Source organism: Enterobacter sp. HSTU-ASh6 (assembly GCF_026319105.1).
In the GTDB taxonomy this organism is placed as follows: Bacteria; Pseudomonadota; Gammaproteobacteria; order Enterobacterales; family Enterobacteriaceae; genus Enterobacter; species Enterobacter sichuanensis.
Map to the genome: position 1 here is coordinate 212,321 of NZ_WSPD01000006.1, position 17,502 is coordinate 229,822.

The 17,502-nt window shown below is 58.4% G+C and carries 16 protein-coding genes; 14 read left to right on the plus strand and 2 right to left on the minus strand.

Annotated elements, in window-relative coordinates; all coding sequences use genetic code 11:
• Positions 1 to 25: 25 nt before the first annotated feature.
• From GM298_RS09770 to GM298_RS09780, 3 genes are all read left to right on the plus strand, one after another.
• Positions 26 to 508 carry a DUF2501 domain-containing protein gene (locus tag GM298_RS09770; protein WP_025757456.1) on the plus strand — a complete coding sequence of 161 codons (483 nt, stop codon included), beginning with the start codon at positions 26 to 28 and terminating at the stop codon, positions 506 to 508.
• Positions 509 to 778: 270 nt separating this feature from the next.
• Entirely contained in the window at positions 779 to 3,070 is a 2,292-nt protein-coding gene (gene opgB / locus GM298_RS09775) for a phosphatidylglycerol--membrane-oligosaccharide glycerophosphotransferase (protein WP_266154021.1), read from the plus strand.
• Entirely contained in the window at positions 3,070 to 3,585 is a 516-nt protein-coding gene (locus GM298_RS09780) for a GNAT family N-acetyltransferase (protein ID WP_266154022.1), read from the plus strand. The genes opgB and GM298_RS09780 overlap by 1 nt, the downstream gene beginning before the upstream one ends.
• A gap of 76 nt (positions 3,586 to 3,661) precedes the next feature.
• Here the strand turns inward: GM298_RS09780 and tsr are convergent, their stop codons facing one another.
• Positions 3,662 to 5,326 (minus strand): methyl-accepting chemotaxis protein, encoded by a 1,665-nt coding sequence (gene tsr, locus GM298_RS09785; RefSeq protein WP_025757452.1) that lies wholly within the window; start codon positions 5,324 to 5,326, stop codon positions 3,662 to 3,664.
• A gap of 83 nt (positions 5,327 to 5,409) precedes the next feature.
• The gene (gene hpaR, locus GM298_RS09790; protein WP_025757450.1) at positions 5,410 to 5,850 is read right to left on the minus strand and encodes a homoprotocatechuate degradation operon regulator HpaR; all 441 of its coding nucleotides are present in this window, start codon (positions 5,848 to 5,850) and stop codon (positions 5,410 to 5,412) included.
• A gap of 270 nt (positions 5,851 to 6,120) precedes the next feature.
• On the opposite strand from hpaR, the gene hpaG reads away from it, so the two are divergent.
• The 11 genes from hpaG (at position 6,121) to GM298_RS09845 (ending at position 17,467) form a co-directional block, all read left to right on the plus strand.
• Positions 6,121 to 7,398, plus strand: a complete 1,278-nt coding sequence (gene hpaG, locus GM298_RS09795) for a 4-hydroxyphenylacetate degradation bifunctional isomerase/decarboxylase (RefSeq protein WP_266154023.1) — start codon at positions 6,121 to 6,123, stop codon at positions 7,396 to 7,398.
• Complete coding sequence (gene hpaE, locus GM298_RS09800; RefSeq protein ID WP_126801383.1) at positions 7,395 to 8,861, plus strand: 5-carboxymethyl-2-hydroxymuconate semialdehyde dehydrogenase; 1,467 nt, start codon at positions 7,395 to 7,397, stop codon at positions 8,859 to 8,861. Before hpaG ends, hpaE begins: the two co-directional genes overlap by 4 nt.
• 2 nt (positions 8,862 to 8,863) lie before the next feature.
• Complete coding sequence (gene hpaD, locus GM298_RS09805; RefSeq protein ID WP_014830538.1) at positions 8,864 to 9,715, plus strand: 3,4-dihydroxyphenylacetate 2,3-dioxygenase; 852 nt, start codon at positions 8,864 to 8,866, stop codon at positions 9,713 to 9,715.
• 9 nt (positions 9,716 to 9,724) lie between these two features.
• Entirely contained in the window at positions 9,725 to 10,105 is a 381-nt protein-coding gene (locus GM298_RS09810; RefSeq protein ID WP_111967187.1) for a 5-carboxymethyl-2-hydroxymuconate Delta-isomerase, read from the plus strand.
• 78 nt (positions 10,106 to 10,183) lie between these two features.
• Complete coding sequence (hpaH, locus tag GM298_RS09815) at positions 10,184 to 10,987, plus strand: 2-oxo-hept-4-ene-1,7-dioate hydratase (protein ID WP_266154024.1); 804 nt, start codon at positions 10,184 to 10,186, stop codon at positions 10,985 to 10,987.
• Positions 10,988 to 10,996: 9 nt separating this feature from the next.
• Positions 10,997 to 11,794, plus strand: a complete 798-nt coding sequence (gene hpaI, locus GM298_RS09820; protein WP_095441756.1) for a 4-hydroxy-2-oxoheptanedioate aldolase — start codon at positions 10,997 to 10,999, stop codon at positions 11,792 to 11,794.
• Between the two features lie 21 nt (positions 11,795 to 11,815).
• Entirely contained in the window at positions 11,816 to 13,162 is a 1,347-nt protein-coding gene (gene hpaX, locus GM298_RS09825; protein WP_088244068.1) for a 4-hydroxyphenylacetate permease, read from the plus strand.
• Between the two features lie 9 nt (positions 13,163 to 13,171).
• Positions 13,172 to 14,098: a 4-hydroxyphenylacetate catabolism regulatory protein HpaA gene (gene hpaA, locus GM298_RS09830; RefSeq protein ID WP_095441757.1), complete on the plus strand. Its 927-nt coding sequence runs from the start codon at positions 13,172 to 13,174 to the stop codon at positions 14,096 to 14,098.
• 184 nt (positions 14,099 to 14,282) lie between these two features.
• Positions 14,283 to 15,845: a 4-hydroxyphenylacetate 3-monooxygenase, oxygenase component gene (hpaB, locus tag GM298_RS09835; RefSeq protein WP_025757441.1), complete on the plus strand. Its 1,563-nt coding sequence runs from the start codon at positions 14,283 to 14,285 to the stop codon at positions 15,843 to 15,845.
• Between the two features lie 17 nt (positions 15,846 to 15,862).
• Complete coding sequence (locus tag GM298_RS09840) at positions 15,863 to 16,372, plus strand: 4-hydroxyphenylacetate 3-monooxygenase reductase subunit (protein WP_025757440.1); 510 nt, start codon at positions 15,863 to 15,865, stop codon at positions 16,370 to 16,372.
• Between the two features lie 177 nt (positions 16,373 to 16,549).
• Positions 16,550 to 17,467, plus strand: a complete 918-nt coding sequence (locus GM298_RS09845) for a helix-turn-helix transcriptional regulator (protein ID WP_025757439.1) — start codon at positions 16,550 to 16,552, stop codon at positions 17,465 to 17,467.
• Positions 17,468 to 17,502: the final 35 nt, after the last annotated feature.

Genomic DNA, 17,502 nt, shown 5'->3' on the forward strand with positions numbered 1-17,502 from the left:
AACGGACCTTTTTGAGAAAGCCAATATGAAAAAACAGATTGTTATCAGCACTTTTTTAGGCGCGCTGCTGGTTACCGGCGCAGCGCAGGCAGCGTCCTGGCAGGAGTCGTTGTCAAGCGCCGCAAACCAGCTGACCAAAGAGAGCAGCTCTTCTCAGGGCGGCCTCTCCGCCTCTTCCCTCACCAGCCTGCTGGGTAACAGCGCCCAGAGCCTGAGCGCGGGCACGATGAACAACGCGGCAGGGATTCTGGAATATTGCGCGAAGCAAAAACTGGCCTCCGTGACCGACGCGCAAAACGTAAAAAACCAGGTGCTGGGTAAACTGGGCCTGGATACCCAGGAGCAGAAAGCGGATACCAACTATATGGACGGTATTCAGGGTCTGCTTAACGCGCAAAACGGCCAGCAGCTTAACCTGAGCACTCTCGGCAACTCGTCACTGGCAAAAGAGGTGAAAACCAAAGCCTGCGATCTGGTGCTGAAACAAGGCGTTAATTTCATCTCCTGATCGGCCCCATTTTCTGCCACAACACGCCGCGTTTAATGCGATAGTCTTGCAACGCGGCGCTAAACGAGCATTTTCCCTACCAGCCACCGTCAGAGCGTCCGTTTGTCAGGATGCGACACCCTTCATAAAAACGATTTTCTAAACCAAATCCTAACAACAGCACACTTTCGTGACACTAAAATTGCAGCTAAACGACATCGCAATTACATTGTATGACCTAAAAAATAAACAGTTAGCCAGCGAAGCACCTGGCGTCATGAGGATATGCTGTTGTCAGAATTAATGTCCCTTGCCCTTTTTCTGGCTTCTGTCGGCGTCTATGCCTGGAAAGCCGGCCGTAACACCTGGTGGTTTATCGCCACGCTGGTGGTGCTTGGCATTTTTATTATTTTAAACATTACTTTATACGCCAGCGATTACTTTACCGGTGACGGCATTAACGACGCGGTGCTCTACACGCTGACGAACAGCCTGACCGGCGCAGGCGTAGGTAAGTACATACTTCCGGGGCTCGGCCTCGTCGTCGCGCTGGTGACGATTTTTGGCGCGCTTGCCTGGGTCTTGCGTCGACGTCGCCATCATCCGCACCACCATGGCTACAGCCTGCTGGCGTTAGTCCTGGCGCTGGCCTCCGTCGACGCCAGTCCGGCGTTCCATCAGATCACCGAGCTGGTGAAATCCCAGTCTCGCGACGGCGACCCGGATTTTGTGGCCTACTACAAAGAACCGTCGAAAACGATCGCCAACCCGAAACTCAATCTGGTCTATATCTACGGTGAAAGCCTGGAGCGCACCTACTTTGATAACGACGCCTTCCCGAACCTGACGCCAGACCTGGGCGCACTGAAAAACGAAGGCCTCGATTTCAGCCACACCATGCAGTTACCCGGTACGGATTACACCATCGCCGGGATGGTCGCCTCCCAGTGCGGTATTCCGCTGTTCGCCCCTTTTGAAGGGAACGCCTCAGCCTCAATGTCGACGTTCTTCCCCCAAAATATTTGCCTCGGCGACATCCTGAAAAACTCCGGCTACGAAAACTATTTTATGCAGGGGGCAAACCTGCGCTTCGCCGGAAAAGATGTGTTCCTGAAATCCCACGGTTTTGACCACCTGTACGGCTCGGAAGAGTTAAAAACGACGGTGGCCGATCCGGGCTACCGTAACGACTGGGGCTTCTATGACGATACCGTGCTGGACGAAACCTGGAAGAAATTCGAGGAACTCTCCCGCGCGGGCAAACGCTTCTCGCTCTTTGCACTGACGGTGGATACGCATCATCCGGATGGGTTCGTCTCACGCACCTGTAAGCGCAAACGCTATGATGTCGATGGCAAAAACAACACCTCCTTCAGCGCCGTGACCTGTAGCCAGGAGCACATCGCCGCGCTGGTCGAGAAGATCAAAGCCTCGCCCTGGTTTAAAAACACCGTCATCGTCGTCTCGTCTGACCATCTGGCGATGAAAAATAGCGCCTGGGATCAGCTCAACAAGCAGGAACGCAGCAATCTGTTCTTCGTCCTGCGCGGCGACCAGCCACGGCAGGAGGTGATCGCCACCAAACGCAACTCCATGGATAACGGGGCGACCGTGCTGGACATTCTGGGCGGAGATAACTTTATTGGCCTTGGCCGCAGCACGCTGTCGGGGCAATCCCTGTCTGAAGTGTTCCTCAACATGAAGGAGAAAATCCTCGCCTGGAAGCCAGACATCATCCGCCTGTGGAACTTCCCGAAAGAGATGAAAGATTTCACCATCGATCGCGATAAAAACACCATTGCCTTCTCGGGCAGCAATTTCCGCCTGCCGCTGCTGTTACGCGTGTCGGAGAGTCGCGTCGAGCCGCTGCCGGAGAGCGAATATTCCGCGCCGCTGCGTTATCAGCTCGCCGATTTTGCCCCGCGCGATAACTTTGTCTGGGTCGACAGATGCTACAAAATGGGCCAGCTCTGGTCCCAGCCGCTGGCGCTCTCTACCGACTGGTGCGTCTCTCAGGGCCAGCTTGGCGGGGAGCAAACCGTTCAGCATGTGGATAAAGCGGTATGGAAAGGCAAAACCGCTTTCAAAGACGCGGTGATTGATACCGCGCGCTATCAACGCAACGTCGACATGCTGAAAATCGTCGATAACGATATTCGCTACAAGGCGGACAGCTTTATCTTTAACGTGGCCGGCGCGCCGGAAGAGGTGAAGCAGTTTAGCGGCATCTCCCGTCCGGAGTCCTGGGGGCGCTGGTCGAACGCGCAGCTGGGCAACGAGGTGAAAATTGAGTACACCCATCCTCTGCCGGAACAATTTGATCTGGTGATCACGGCCCGAGCGTACGGCCCCAACGCCAACAAGCCCGTGCCGGTCCGCGTGGGCGATAGCGAGCAGACGCTGACGCTTGGAAACGACGTGACCACACACACGCTGCATTTTGACAATCCCTCACGCAGCAATACCCTGGTGATTGTGCCACCTGACCCGCAGTCGACGAATGAGGGGAATATCCTTGGACACTCACCGCGTGAGATTGGGATTGGCATGGTAGAGATCAAAATTGTGAGAACCGCAGGCTGATGGTTGACCTTCACATTACCGTTCGTCCCACACGCTCCGGCGATGTGGCCGCCCTGTCCACTATTGAACTCGCGGCGGCCGGACGATTTCGTGACATCCCGGAATTCGCCTGGCTTGCTGACGGCGAGGTCATTACCGCTGAGCAACACCTCGACTATGCCGAACGCGGGTTCAGCTGGCTGGCGCTGGTGAACGACCGCCCCGTGGGGTTTATCCTCACCGAAGCGCACGCGTCGTCGCTGTTTATTGTGGAGCTTTCGGTTGATCGGGCCTGGCAGGGAAAAGGGATAGGTCGACAACTCATCGCCTGTGCGGCTGACCATGCCCGCAAAATGGGGCTGACAGCGTTAACGTTGACGACGTTTCGCGAGGTGCCATGGAATGCGCCGTTCTATGCGCGGCTGGGGTTTGAATACGTCACTGAACTCACGCCTGAGCTACGTCAGAAGAGGGAAGAAGAGGCAGAGCACGGTCTGGCGTATGACGCTCGCTGCGCCATGCGCCTGCCTCTTTAATATCGCCCACCGGGCCTAAAAAACCTGAACCGTAGGCCGGGTAAGGCGAAGCCGCCACCCGGCACCACCCACGGCGTTAGAAGGTTTCCCAGTTATCACCGGCATCGGCAGTCGCGGTTTTACGCGTCATCACCGGCGCGGACACCGTTTTTGCGGATGCAAACTCGCGCGCTTTCATCTGCTCCTGCTGAATGCGGAACACCGCCACAGCCTGCGTCAGGCGGCTCGCCTGCTCTTCCAGCGCGGCCGCAGCCGCGGCAGACTCTTCTACCAGCGAGGCGTTCTGCTGGGTCACACGATCCATCTCCGCCACCGCCAGACCCACCTGGTCGATACCGCGGCTCTGTTCGTCAGACGCAGAGGCGATCTCCCCCATGATGTCCGTTACGCGGGTGACCGCATTCACGATCTCACCCATGGTTTCACCGGCACTTTCCACCAGGGTTGAGCCCACTTCCACACGGCCCACGGAGTCTTCGATCAGGCTCTTGATCTCACGTGCCGCCTGGGCGCTGCGCTGTGCCAGGTTACGCACTTCACCTGCCACCACCGCAAAACCACGCCCCTGCTCGCCCGCACGCGCCGCTTCAACCGCCGCGTTCAGTGCCAGAATGTTGGTCTGGAAAGCAATACCGTCGATCACACTGATAATGTCGGCAATTTTCTGCGAACTGCCCGCGATATCGCGCATGGTTTGCACCACGTTATCCACCACTTTACCGCCTTTCTGCGCGGTTTCAGAGGCGCTCAGCGCAAGATGGCTCGCCTGACGGGCGTTCTCGGCGTTCTGCTTAACGGTCGCCGTCAGCTGTTCCATACTGGCAGCGGTCTCTTCCAGGGAAGCCGCCTGCTGTTCAGTACGGGAGGAGAGGTCGTTATTGCCCATCGCGATTTCGCTCGCGCCGCTGTAGATAGCATTCGCGCCGTTACGCACGTCGCCAACGGTCCGCACCAGCTCACTCTGCATATGACGCAGCGAGTCGGCCAGTTCACCCATCTCGTTAGCGCCTTGCACCTCAATGCGCTTCACCAGGTCGCCGCTGGCGATATGGCGAATGTTGTCGATCAGACGCGTCAGCGGGGAGATCAGCGCCTGCTTGATACCCAGCCAGACGGCCACGATCACCACCAGCACGGCAATCAGCACGCTTACCAACACCCAGATAGCCTGGCTGAAGGAGCTGTTGCTGTCTTCAACCGCAATCTGGTATAGCTTGTCGTTCTGCTGCAGGTAGCTCACATACTGCTTCTCAAAACCGTCCTGGTAGCTCTGGGTCGGTTGATCGAAGAAGGCGTTGATTTTGCCTGCACCCAGCAGCTGAATCAGCTCCGCCAGCGCACCGTGGTAAATGTCATAGTTGCGTTTGATCTCCATCGCTTCAGCGTCGTTTTGACGCGGATCGCGCGGCAGGGCTTCGTAGGCAGCCCAGTTTTTTTCCGCCTGTTTCAGAGACGCAGATGCAATTTGCATCAAATCGTTAACGGTCGCGCCGCTGCCGATATTGCTCTGATCCATCATATAGCGGATACCCGCACGGTTCAGGGTATTACGGGTTTGCAGCAACGCTACCCAGCTGGCGTTCAGCGTGGACTGTTGCTGACGAATGGTTTGCAGAACAGTGAAATTCTCTTTGTCATGCTTAAGGGCATTGAAGAAAAGACCACCGGATGTGAGTTGTAAAAGGCCAAATATCGCTAAAACCAGCATTAAACTGGTGACAATCTTGATACGGTTTAACATGTTTTCTCTTTCCTCAGACAGATACAGAATTTTCGGCCTGGAAAGAGAAAACTTTACGAAAATCATCCTGGAATTTGGGGTTTTTACTCTTCTTCCCGCGCTGCGTTATGCCGGTTTCCGAGCGCAATAAACTCTTCCAGCAGCGCGGTCAGCTGTTTCATCTTCTCCGGGGTATATTCCGCCTCAATCTGCTGATACGCCTCTTCCACCTGTGCCTGGGCGTGCTCATACAGCGCAGTGCCCTCTTTGGTGAGCGACACGTACAGCTTGCGCTGGTCGTTCACCGGCTTTAAGCGCAGCACCAGGCCGTCGCGCTCCATCCGCGTCAGAATGCCGGTCAGGCTCGGGCGCAAAATACAGGTACGAAACGCCAGATCGTGAAAATCCATCGACGGATGTTCAGCCAACACGCGCACAATCCGCCACTGCTGCTCGGTCAGGTTATGGCGCTTCACAATCGGTCGGAAGTACGACATCGCCGCTTCCCGCGCCTGTAACAGCGCAATGGTTAATGAGTCATGCATAGCTCTCCCCTTCACATCATTAACAAGTAAACAATCACTAAAAGATGTTTTTATAAACAACGCGTTTTCTGTCAAAAAGTCTAACAGAAACCCGCCAATTTTATTAACACGCTGATTTACTTTGAAATAATGATTGACATGTAAATTTATTGTTATTCATATCACAAATTCTTCACTTCTGATTGCGAAATAAACAGCAAAAGCTTAAAACCAGATCATTAACATATTAATGAAATCGCCACCCGGACCACCGGGGTGAGGAGTATGTGAATGAAAGGTACTGTTTTTGCCGTGGCGCTGAACCATCAAAGCCAGCGTCAAGCCTGGCGTGAGGCGTTCGAAAAAGCCCCCTACAACACCCCGCCAAAAACGGCGGTGTGGTTCATCAAGCCACATAACACCGTGATTCGCGCCGGCGAGCCGATCCCCTTCCCGCAGGGGGAAACGGTATTAAGCGGCGCGACGGTCGCTCTGGTGGTGGGCAAAACCGCCAGCAGGGTGCGCGTCGAGAATGCCGCGGAGTACATCGCAGGATATGCGCTGGCCAACGAGGTGAGCCTGCCGGAAGAGAGCTTCTACCGCCCGGCCATCAAGGCCAAATGCCGCGACGGATTCTGCCCGCTCGGCGAGCTGGCCGCCGTTGATAACGTGGATAACCTGACCATCATCACCGAGATCAACGGTCGCGAAGCGGACCACTGGAACACCGCCGATCTACAGCGTAACGCCGCCGAACTGCTGAGTGCCCTGAGCGAGTTCGCCACCCTCAATCCGGGTGATGCCATTCTGCTCGGCACCCCGCACTCCCGCGTCGCGCTGCAGCCGGGGGATCGCGTGCGCATTCTGGCGAAAGGATTTCCCCCGCTGGAAAACCCGGTGGTGGCTGAACGCGACGTGGCCATCGCTCACGGCGCGCATCCGCATCCCACGCTGTTTGCCCTCGGTCTGAACTACGCCGATCACGCCAGCGAGCTGGACTTCAAGCCGCCGACCGAGCCGCTGGTGTTTATCAAAGCGCCGAATACCTTTAACGGCGACAACCAGACCTCGGTACGCCCGAACAACGTTGAGTACATGCACTACGAGGCGGAGCTGGTGGTGGTTATCGGGAAAACCGCGCGCAAGGTCAGTGAAGCCGAGGCGATGGACTATGTCGCGGGGTATACGGTCTGCAACGACTACGCCATCCGCGACTACCTGGAAAACTACTACCGCCCGAATCTGCGGGTCAAAAGCCGCGACGGGCTGACGCCCATTTCCCCGAACATCGTGCCGAAAGCGGCCATTCCCGACCCGCACAACCTCACCCTGCGCACCTTCGTCAACGGCGAGCTGCGCCAGGAAGGGACCACGGCGGATCTGATCTTCAGCATCCCGTACCTGATTGCGTATCTGAGCGATTTTATGACCCTGCAGCCGGGCGACATGATTGCCACCGGCACGCCGAAAGGGCTCTCCGACGTGGTGCCGGGCGATGAAGTGGTGGTGGAAGTGGAGGGCGTTGGACGCCTGGTGAACCGGATTGTGAATGAGGATACGGCAAAATGAAAAAAATTAACCACTGGATCAACGGCAAAAACGTGGCGGGAAGCGACTACTTCCACACTACCAACCCGGCTTCCGGCGAGGTACTGGCAGAAGTGGCCTCCGGCGGTGAAGCCGAAGTCCATCAGGCCGTGGCGGCGGCAAAAGAGGCCTTCCCGAAATGGGCCAACCTGCCAATGAAAGAGCGCGCGCGCCTGATGCGTCGCCTGGGGGAGCTGATCGACCAGAACGTCCCGGAGATCGCCGCCATGGAGACCGCCGATACCGGCCTGCCGATCCACCAGACCAAAAACGTCCTCATCCCGCGCGCCTCGCACAACTTCGAATTCTTCGCCGAGGTGTGCCAGCAGATGAACGGCAAAACCTACCCGGTTGACGACAAGATGCTCAACTACACCCTGGTGCAGCCGGTGGGCGTCTGCGCGCTGGTGTCGCCGTGGAACGTGCCGTTTATGACCGCCACCTGGAAGGTCGCCCCGTGCCTGGCGTTAGGCAATACCGCGGTGCTGAAGATGTCTGAACTCTCCCCACTGACCGCCGATCGTCTGGGCGAGCTGGCGCTGGAGGCGGGCATTCCGGCGGGCGTGCTGAATGTGGTGCAGGGCTACGGCGCCACGGCGGGCGACGCGCTGGTGCGCCATCACGACGTGCGCGCCGTCTCCTTTACCGGCGGTACCGCCACCGGGCGCAACATCATGAAAAACGCCGGGCTGAAGAAGTACTCCATGGAGTTGGGCGGCAAATCCCCGGTGCTGATTTTTGAGGATGCCGACATCGAGCGCGCGCTGGACGCCGCCCTGTTCACCATCTTCTCCATCAACGGCGAGCGCTGCACCGCCGGCTCACGCATCTTCATCCAGCAGAGCATCTACCCGGAATTCGTGAAGCGCTTTGCCGAGCGCGCCAACCGTCTGCGCGTGGGCGACCCGACGGATCCGAACACCCAGATTGGAGCGCTGATCAGCAAGCAGCACTGGGAAAAAGTCTCGGGCTACATTCGCCTCGGCATTGAAGAGGGGGCAACCCTGCTGGCGGGTGGTCCGGACAAGCCAGCCGACCTGCCTGCGCACCTGAAGGGCGGCAACTTCCTGCGCCCGACCGTGCTGGCGGATGTCGATAACCGTATGCGCGTGGCGCAGGAAGAGATCTTCGGGCCGGTGGCCTGCCTGCTGCCGTTTAAAGATGAAGCGGAAGGCCTGCGTCTGGCCAACGACGTGGAGTACGGCCTGGCGTCATACATCTGGACCCAGGACGTCAGCAAAGTGCTGCGTCTGGCGCGCAACATCGAAGCCGGCATGGTGTTCGTGAATACCCAGAACGTGCGCGACCTGCGCCAGCCGTTTGGCGGCGTCAAGGCCTCCGGCACCGGGCGCGAAGGCGGCGAATACAGCTTTGAAGTGTTCGCGGAGATGAAGAACGTCTGCATCTCCATGGGCGACCATCCGATTCCAAAGTGGGGGATCTGATCATGGGTAAACTGGCGTTAGCAGCAAAAATCACCCACGTGCCGTCGATGTACCTCTCCGAGCTGCCGGGTAAAAACCACGGCTGCCGTCAGGGTGCCATCGACGGGCATAAAGAGATCAGCAAGCGCTGCCGCGAGCTGGGCGTGGACACTATCATCGTGTTTGACACCCACTGGCTGGTGAACAGCGCCTATCACATCAACTGTGCGGACCATTTCTCTGGCGTCTACACCAGCAACGAGCTGCCACACTTTATCCGCGACATGACCTACGACTACGACGGCAACCCGGAACTTGGCCAGCTGATCGCCGACGAGGCGGTGAAGCTCGGCGTGCGCGCCAAAGCGCACAACATTCCGAGCCTCAAGCTGGAGTACGGCACGCTTGTGCCGATGCGCTACATGAACGCGGATAAGCACTTCAAAGTGGTCTCCATCTCGGCGTTCTGCACGGTTCACGACTTCGCCGACAGCCGCAGGCTGGGCGAGGCCATCGTCAGCGCCATCGAAAAATACGACGGTACCGTGGCGGTGCTCGCCAGCGGCTCGCTGTCGCACCGCTTTATTGACGACCAGCGCGCGGAGGAAGGGATGAACAGCTACACCCGCGAGTTCGACCGCCAGATGGACGAACGGGTGGTAAAGCTCTGGCGCGAGGGCCAGTTCAAAGAATTCTGCAGCATGCTGCCGGAGTATGCCGACTACTGCTACGGCGAGGGCAACATGCACGACACGGTGATGCTGCTGGGGATGCTCGGCTGGGACAAATACGACGGCAAGGTGGAGTTTCTCACCGAGCTGTTCGCCAGCTCCGGCACCGGCCAGGTTAACGCCGTTTTCCCCCTGCCCGCCTAAGGAGCCACCATGCCGCACTTTATTGCTGAATGCACCGACAACATCCGCGAGCAGGCCGACCTGCCGGCGCTGTTCGCCAAAGTGAACGAGGCGCTCGCCGCCACGGGCATCTTCCCGCTCGGCGGTATCCGCAGCCGCGCCCACTGGCTGGACACCTGGCAGATGGCCGACGGAAAACACGATTACGCCTTTGTCCATATGACGCTGAAGATTGGCGCGGGGCGCAGTCTGGAGAGCCGGGAAGCCGTGGGGGAGATGCTGTTTGGGCTTATCAAAGCGCACTTCGCGGAGCTGATGGCGAGCCGCTATCTGGCGCTGTCGTTTGAGCTGGACGAACTGCACCCGACGCTCAATTACAAACAAAACAACGTGCACGCGTTGTTTAAATAGCGAGCGCACACCGCCCCGTACATCGTAGGCCGGGTCAGCGAAGCGCCACCCGGCAACAGCCGCATAAAGGATATCGCCATGCTCGACAAACACACCCACACACTGATCGCCCATCGCCTGCATCAGGCGGAACAGACCCGGGAACAGATCCGCCAGATCTCCCTCGACTACCCGACGATCACCCTTGACGACGCCTACGCCGTTCAGCGCGAATGGGTCAGCCTGAAAATTGCCGAAGGCCGCGTGCTGAAGGGCCACAAGATCGGCCTCACCTCCAAAGCGATGCAGGCCAGCTCGCAGATTAGCGAACCGGACTACGGCGCACTGCTGGACGACATGTTCTTCCACGACGGCAGCGACATCCCCGTCGATCGGTTTATCGTCCCGCGCATCGAAGTGGAGCTGGCCTTCGTGCTGGCAAAACCGCTGCGCGGCCCGAACTGCACCCTCTTCGACGTCTACAACGCCACGGATTACGTCATCCCGGCGCTGGAGCTGATCGACGCCCGTTGCCACAACGTCGACCCGGAGACCCAGCGCCCGCGCAAGGTCTTCGACACCATCTCCGATAACGCCGCCAACGCGGGGGTGATCCTCGGCGGCCGCCCGATTAAGCCCGACGAGCTGGATCTGCGCTGGATCTCCGCCCTGCTTTACCGTAACGGCGTCATCGAAGAGACCGGCGTCGCCGCAGGCGTGCTTAACCACCCGGCCAACGGCGTGGCGTGGCTGGCAAACAAGCTCGCCCCGTATGACGTGCAGCTGGAGCCCGGGCAGATCATCCTCGGCGGCTCGTTTACCCGCCCGGTGACCGCCAGCCGAGGCGACACCTTCCACGTGGACTACGGCAACATGGGCGCCATCAGCTGCCGCTTTGTTTAGGAGAGAACGATGCAAAACGCATTCAAAGCGGCACTGCAGACAGGCCGCCCACAAATTGGTTTATGGCTGGGGCTGACCAGCAGCTACAGCGCGGAGTTACTGGCCGGCGCCGGCTTCGACTGGCTGCTGATCGACGGCGAACATGCGCCAAACAGCGTGCAGACCGTCTTAACCCAGCTGCAGGCCATCGCCCCTTATCCGAGCCAGCCGGTGGTCCGCCCGTCGTGGAACGATCCGGTGCAGATCAAACAGCTGCTGGATGTGGGGGCACAAACCCTGCTGGTGCCGATGGTGCAAAACGCCGACGAGGCCCGTCTGGCGGTACGCGCGACGCGCTATCCGCCCGCGGGCATTCGCGGGGTGGGCAGCGCTCTGGCGCGCGCCTCGCGCTGGAACCGTATTCCGGACTACCTGCAGCAGGCTAACGACGCCATGTGCGTGCTGGTGCAAATCGAAACCCGCGAAGCGCTGAAAAACCTGCCGCAGATCCTGGACGTGGACGGCGTCGACGGGGTGTTTATCGGCCCGGCGGATCTCAGCGCCGACATGGGTTTTGCCGGCAATCCACAGCACCCGGAAGTGCAGGCGGCCATCGAACAGGCGATCGCGCAGATCCTCAGCGCCGGTAAAGCCCCCGGCATTCTGATGGCCAACGAGGCGCTGGCAAAACGCTATCTCGATCTCGGCGCGCGGTTTGTTGCCGTCGGCGTTGACACCACCCTGCTCGCCCGCGGCGCGGAAGCGCTGGCGGCACGTTTTATCGAAAACCCGGTTACGTCAGTTAATAACAATAAATCCATCTACTAAACGTAAGATCTGGAGCGCATCATGACGACCTCTACCCTGCAAAATAATCACGCTGTTGAACAGCGTGCCATTAACAAACTGTTCCGGCGTTTGATCGTCTTTCTCTTTATCCTGTTTGTCTTCTCGTTTCTCGATCGCATCAACATCGGCTTTGCCGGGCTGACGATGGGTAAAGATCTGGGCCTGACCTCCACCATGTTTGGCCTGGCCGCGACGCTGTTTTACGTCACCTACGTGCTGTGCGGCATCCCGAGCAACATCATGCTGGCAAAGATCGGCGCACGTCGCTGGATCGCCGGGATCATGGTGGTATGGGGGATCGCCTCCACCTGCACCATGTTCGCCACCAGCCCGGAAACGCTCTACGTGCTGCGCATGCTGGTGGGCATTGCCGAAGCCGGTTTCCTGCCGGGGATCCTGGTCTATCTCACCTGGTGGTTCCCGGCGTATCACCGCGCCCGCGCCAACGCGCTGTTTATGATCGCCATGCCGGTGACCATGATGCTCGGCTCGATCCTCTCCGGCTACATTCTGGCGATGGACGGGCTGTGGAACCTGAAAGGCTGGCAGTGGTTATTCCTGCTGGAGGGGCTGCCGTCCGTGGTGCTCGGTGTGGTGACCTGGTTTTACCTCAACGACACGCCGGATCAGGCCAGCTGGCTGGATGATGACGAGAAACGGGCGCTGAAAACGATGATCGCCCGCGAGCAGGAGGTCGCCATTGCCCGCCCCGTCACCCCGAAATCAACGCTGCGCGAGGTGCTGACCCCGGCAGTGCTGCTCTACACGCTGGCCTACTTCTGCCTGACCAATACGCTGAGCGCGATCAACATCTGGACGCCGCAGATCCTGCAAAGCTTCAACACCGGCAGCAGCAATATCGTGATTGGCCTGCTGGCGGCGATCCCGCAATTTTGTACCATCCTCGGGATGATCTGGTGGAGCCGCCGCTCAGACAGGCTGAAAGAGCGAAAAAAGCACACCATCCTGCCGTACCTGTTCGCCGCGGCGGGATGGATGCTGGCCTCGGCCACGGATCACAGCCTGATCCAGCTGCTTGGCATCATCATGGCCTCAACCGGATCGTTTACCGCCATGGCGATATTCTGGACCACGCCGGATCGGGTCATTAGCCTGCAGTCCCGCGCGGTGGCGCTGGCGGTGATCAACGCCATCGGCAACGTTGGTTCTGCTGTCAGCCCGCTGCTGATTGGCATCCTGCGCGACGCCACCGGCAGCTTCAGCTCCGGGCTGTGGTTTGTCGCCGGGCTGCTGGTGGTCGGCGCGCTGGTGCTGACGCGCATCCCGATGACGCAGCGCGAAAGCCTGGCGCGCGAGCCGGGCATCGCGGCGCAGAAGATCCACTAGGGAGCGGGTATGTGCCAGAGTCCCATTACCAATATCGACATCAGCAAGGAGTACGACGAAAGTCTGGGCACCGACGATGTGCACTACCAGTCTTTCGCCCGCATGGCGGCCTTTTTTGGCCGCGACATGCAGGCGCATCGTCACGACCAGTACTTTCAGATGCACTTTCTCGATACCGGGCAGATTGAGCTGCAGCTCGACGATCACCGCTATTCGGTGCAGGCCCCGCTGTTCGTCCTCACGCCGCCGTCGGTGCCGCACGCGTTTATCACCGAATCCGACAGTGACGGTCACGTCCTGACGGTGCGCGAGGATCTGATCTGGCCGCTGCTGGAAGTGCTCTACCCCGGCACGCGGGAGGCGTTTGGCCTGCCGGGGATCTGCCTCTCGCTGGCGGATAAGCCGGACGAGCTTGCGGCGCTCAGGCACTACTGGCAGCTGATTGCCCGGGAATCCACGGAACAGCTGCCCGGTCGTGAGCATACCCTGGTACTGCTGGCGCAGGCGGTTTTCACCCTGCTGCTGCGCAACGCGAAGCTCGACGACCACGCGTCAGGCGGCATGCGCGGCGAATTAAAATTGTTCCAGCGCTTTACCCAGCTGATTGATGCCCACTACCACCAGCACTGGACGGTGCCGGAATATGCCAGCGAGCTGCACCTGACCGAATCCCGCCTGACCGATATCTGCCGCCGCTTCGCCAACCGTCCACCGAAGCGGCTGATCTTCGACCGGCAGCTGCGCGAAGCCAGGCGGCTGCTGCTCTTCTCCGACAGCGCGGTCAGCGAGATTGCCTGGCAGCTGGGGTTTAAGGATCCGGCCTATTTTGCCCGCTTTTTTAACCGCTTAGTGGGGTGCTCGCCAAGCGCGTACCGGGCGCAGAAAGTACCGGTTTCCCCTCACCCCGGCCCTCTCCCCATAGGGGAGAGGGTGTAATTGTTCCCTCTCCCCATAGGGGAGAGGGTTAGGGTGAGGGGACAACGATCACAAATCCCTTCTCCACCCGAAAAGTACCTGCCGTTGTCCCAAACGTCCCTTCACGTCCCGCCCCTCTCAGGCTTCAATTAAACAACAAAAACAAAACATAAATTTAACAACCCGATTCCGATACGAGGTCCCTATGAAGCCTGAAGAGTTCCGCGCTGACGCCAAACGCCCGTTAACCGGTGAAGAATATTTAAAAAGCCTGCAGGACGGGCGCGAGATTTACATCTACGGCGAGCGCGTCAAAGACGTCACCACCCATCCGGCCTTTCGCAATGCGGCGGCGTCCATCGCGCAAATGTACGACGCGCTGCACAAGCCGGAGATGCAGGACACGCTGTGCTGGGGCACCGATACCGGCAGCGGCGGCTACACCCATAAATTCTTCCGCGTGGCAAAAAGCGCCGACGATCTGCGCCAGCAGCGCGACGCCATTGCCGAGTGGTCACGCCTGAGCTACGGCTGGATGGGCCGCACGCCGGACTACAAGGCCGCGTTCGGCTGCGCGCTCGGCGCCAACCCAACCTTCTATGGCCAGTTCGAGCAGAACGCCCGCAACTGGTATACCCGCATTCAGGAAAGCGGCCTGTACTTCAACCACGCCATCGTTAATCCGCCCATCGACCGCCATAAGCCTGCGGACGAGGTGAAAGACGTCTACATCAAGCTGGAGAAAGAGACCGATGCCGGGATCATCGTCAGCGGGGCGAAAGTGGTGGCCACCAACTCGGCGCTGACCCACTACAACATGATCGGCTTTGGCTCCGCGCAGGTGATGGGGGAAAACCCGGACTTCGCGCTGATGTTCGTCGCGCCGATGGATGCCGAGGGCGTGAAGCTGATCTCCCGCGCCTCTTACGAGATGGTGGCAGGCGCAACCGGCTCGCCGTATGACTACCCGCTCTCCAGCCGCTTCGACGAGAACGACGCGATCCTGGTGATGGATCACGTGCTGATCCCATGGGAAAACGTGCTGATCTACCGCGATTTCGACCGCTGCCGTCGCTGGACGATGGAGGGCGGCTTTGCCCGCATGTACCCGCTGCAGGCCTGCGTGCGTCTGGCGGTAAAACTCGACTTCATCACCGCCCTGCTGAAGAAATCCCTGGAGTGCACCGGTACCCTGGAGTTCCGCGGCGTACAGGCGGATCTCGGCGAAGTGGTGGCCTGGCGCAACATGTTCTGGGCGCTGAGCGACTCCATGTGTTCCGAAGCCACCCCGTGGGTCAACGGCGCGTATCTGCCGGATCACGCCGCGCTGCAAACTTACCGCGTGATGGCGCCGATGGCCTACGCGAAGATCAAGAACATCATCGAGCGTAACGTGACGTCCGGGCTGATCTACCTGCCGTCCAGCGCGCGGGATCTGAACAATCCGCAGATCGACCAGTACCTGGCGAAATACGTGCGCGGCTCTAACGGCATGGATCACGTCGAACGCATCAAGATTTTGAAGCTGATGTGGGATGCCATCGGCAGCGAGTTTGGCGGTCGTCACGAGCTGTATGAGATCAACTACTCCGGTAGCCAGGATGAAATCCGCCTGCAGTGTCTGCGCCAGGCGCAAAGCTCCGGCAACATGGACAAGATGATGGCGATGGTCGACCGCTGCATGTCCGAATACGACCAACACGGCTGGACGGTGCCGCACCTGCACAACAACAGCGATATCAACATGCTGGATAAGCTGCTGAAATAATGCAGCGGGAGGTTATCATGCAATCAGAACAACGCCTGCGTTTTCGCGACGCCATGGCCAGCCTGTCGGCCGCAGTTAATGTGGTGACCACCGAGGGTGAGGCAGGCCGCTGCGGCATTACCGCCACCGCCGTCTGCTCGGTCACGGACACCCCGCCGTCGGTGATGGTGTGCATCAACGCCAACAGCGCCATGAATCCGGTATTTCAGGGCAACGGCAGGCTGTGCGTTAACGTGCTGAACCATGAGCAGGAGATCATGGCTCGCCATTTCGCCGGGATGACCGGTATGGCGATGGAGGAGCGCTTTGCCCTCTCCTGCTGGCAAAAAGGCCCGCTGGCGCAGCCGGTGCTGAAGGGCGCGCTGGCAAGCCTGGAAGGCGAGATTAGCCAGGTGCAAACCATCGGCACGCATCTTGTTTATCTTGTTGAAATTAAAAACATCATTCTGAGTGACGCGGGACACGGCCTGATCTACTTCAGACGCCGTTTCCACCCGGTCATGCTGGAGACGGAAGTCGCCGTGTAATCCCCTTCGCGCTGGCCTTTTCTCCGGCCAGCGCCGCTTTCTACAAAAACTCCTAAGGTTTCCGCTAAATCACGCCGTTATATAACCATAAGATAAATTTTCTGTGCCTGAATACTGACACCGCGTGTCAGTGCACCCGCATCATTCAGCGCATACCTCAATATACAGGAAGACCTTATGGCTAAAACGACGCGGAGCCGCTCGGCTGAACGTCTGGTCGATATTCTCCTTGAGCTACATTTAAACGGTGTGGTAAATCGCAGTGCGCTAATGGAGAAATTTAATATTACCGAACGTACCGTCTACCGGGATTTAAATGCCCTTTCTCCGATTGTAGAACATACCGGTAATGGGCTATATCGACTGATCCACTCCGCACAATCGCCCGGCGGGCAAGGCTTACACCACACCCTTGCTAACTTCCTGAATGCTGACAGCTTTTTCCCTGACAGAAATACGGAGTTCTGGCAGAAGCTGGAAACGCGCGTCGACGAAAACCATATTCTTATTCTTGCAAATGAAGCCGAACACACGGTACAACGCGATATTCGCCGCCATTTAACGAAAATCGAGAAATCGATTAAAAACCATAATGTTTGCCAGATAGTTTATAAGGGTAAAACCCGGCTGATTAATCCCTATAAACTCATTAACAAAAAAAATATATGGTATTTACAGGCTACCGAAAATAGCCACCTGAAATCCTTCTCGTTGAGCCAGATTAGCTGGTTTGATATTCAGAAAACGACATTCACCCCGGAAGAAAATGTCCTTGAGCTGCTGGAGAAAAGCCTCGACCCCTGGGTATCTGAAGATACTTTCGCAGTGAAAATATTTATCAAAGATAATATTTCACATTACTTCCTGCGCCGGGATCTTCTCCCGGAACAGGAACTGCTGGAGGAGCAGCAGGACGGCGTCACGCTGCGCTGTCAGGCGGCGCACGAGAACCAGATCCTGCCGCTGCTGTTCTACTGGCTGCCGAATATTCAGATCCTGGAACCGAACTGGCTGAAGGAAAAACTGCTCAGAACGCTGGAGGGCTACCTGGCCGTGGAGCGTAACCCAAATAATCAAGTGATCTCAATCACATAATTTCGCCCACTGGCGGCGAGCTGGAACCGCTCGCC

Coding starts and splice junctions, on each gene's coding strand:
- GM298_RS09770 (WP_025757456.1), top strand. CDS start 26: ATGAAAAAACAGATTGTTATCAGCACTTTTTTAGGCGCGCTGCTGGTT.
- GM298_RS09780 (WP_266154022.1), top strand. CDS start 3,070: ATGGTTGACCTTCACATTACCGTTCGTCCCACACGCTCCGGCGATGTG.
- tsr (WP_025757452.1), bottom strand. CDS start 5,326: ATGTTAAACCGTATCAAGATTGTCACCAGTTTAATGCTGGTTTTAGCG.
- hpaR (WP_025757450.1), bottom strand. CDS start 5,850: ATGCATGACTCATTAACCATTGCGCTGTTACAGGCGCGGGAAGCGGCG.
- hpaG (WP_266154023.1), top strand. CDS start 6,121: ATGAAAGGTACTGTTTTTGCCGTGGCGCTGAACCATCAAAGCCAGCGT.
- hpaE (WP_126801383.1), top strand. CDS start 7,395: ATGAAAAAAATTAACCACTGGATCAACGGCAAAAACGTGGCGGGAAGC.
- hpaD (WP_014830538.1), top strand. CDS start 8,864: ATGGGTAAACTGGCGTTAGCAGCAAAAATCACCCACGTGCCGTCGATG.
- GM298_RS09810 (WP_111967187.1), top strand. CDS start 9,725: ATGCCGCACTTTATTGCTGAATGCACCGACAACATCCGCGAGCAGGCC.
- hpaH (WP_266154024.1), top strand. CDS start 10,184: ATGCTCGACAAACACACCCACACACTGATCGCCCATCGCCTGCATCAG.
- hpaI (WP_095441756.1), top strand. CDS start 10,997: ATGCAAAACGCATTCAAAGCGGCACTGCAGACAGGCCGCCCACAAATT.
- hpaX (WP_088244068.1), top strand. CDS start 11,816: ATGACGACCTCTACCCTGCAAAATAATCACGCTGTTGAACAGCGTGCC.
- hpaA (WP_095441757.1), top strand. CDS start 13,172: ATGTGCCAGAGTCCCATTACCAATATCGACATCAGCAAGGAGTACGAC.
- hpaB (WP_025757441.1), top strand. CDS start 14,283: ATGAAGCCTGAAGAGTTCCGCGCTGACGCCAAACGCCCGTTAACCGGT.
- GM298_RS09840 (WP_025757440.1), top strand. CDS start 15,863: ATGCAATCAGAACAACGCCTGCGTTTTCGCGACGCCATGGCCAGCCTG.
- GM298_RS09845 (WP_025757439.1), top strand. CDS start 16,550: ATGGCTAAAACGACGCGGAGCCGCTCGGCTGAACGTCTGGTCGATATT.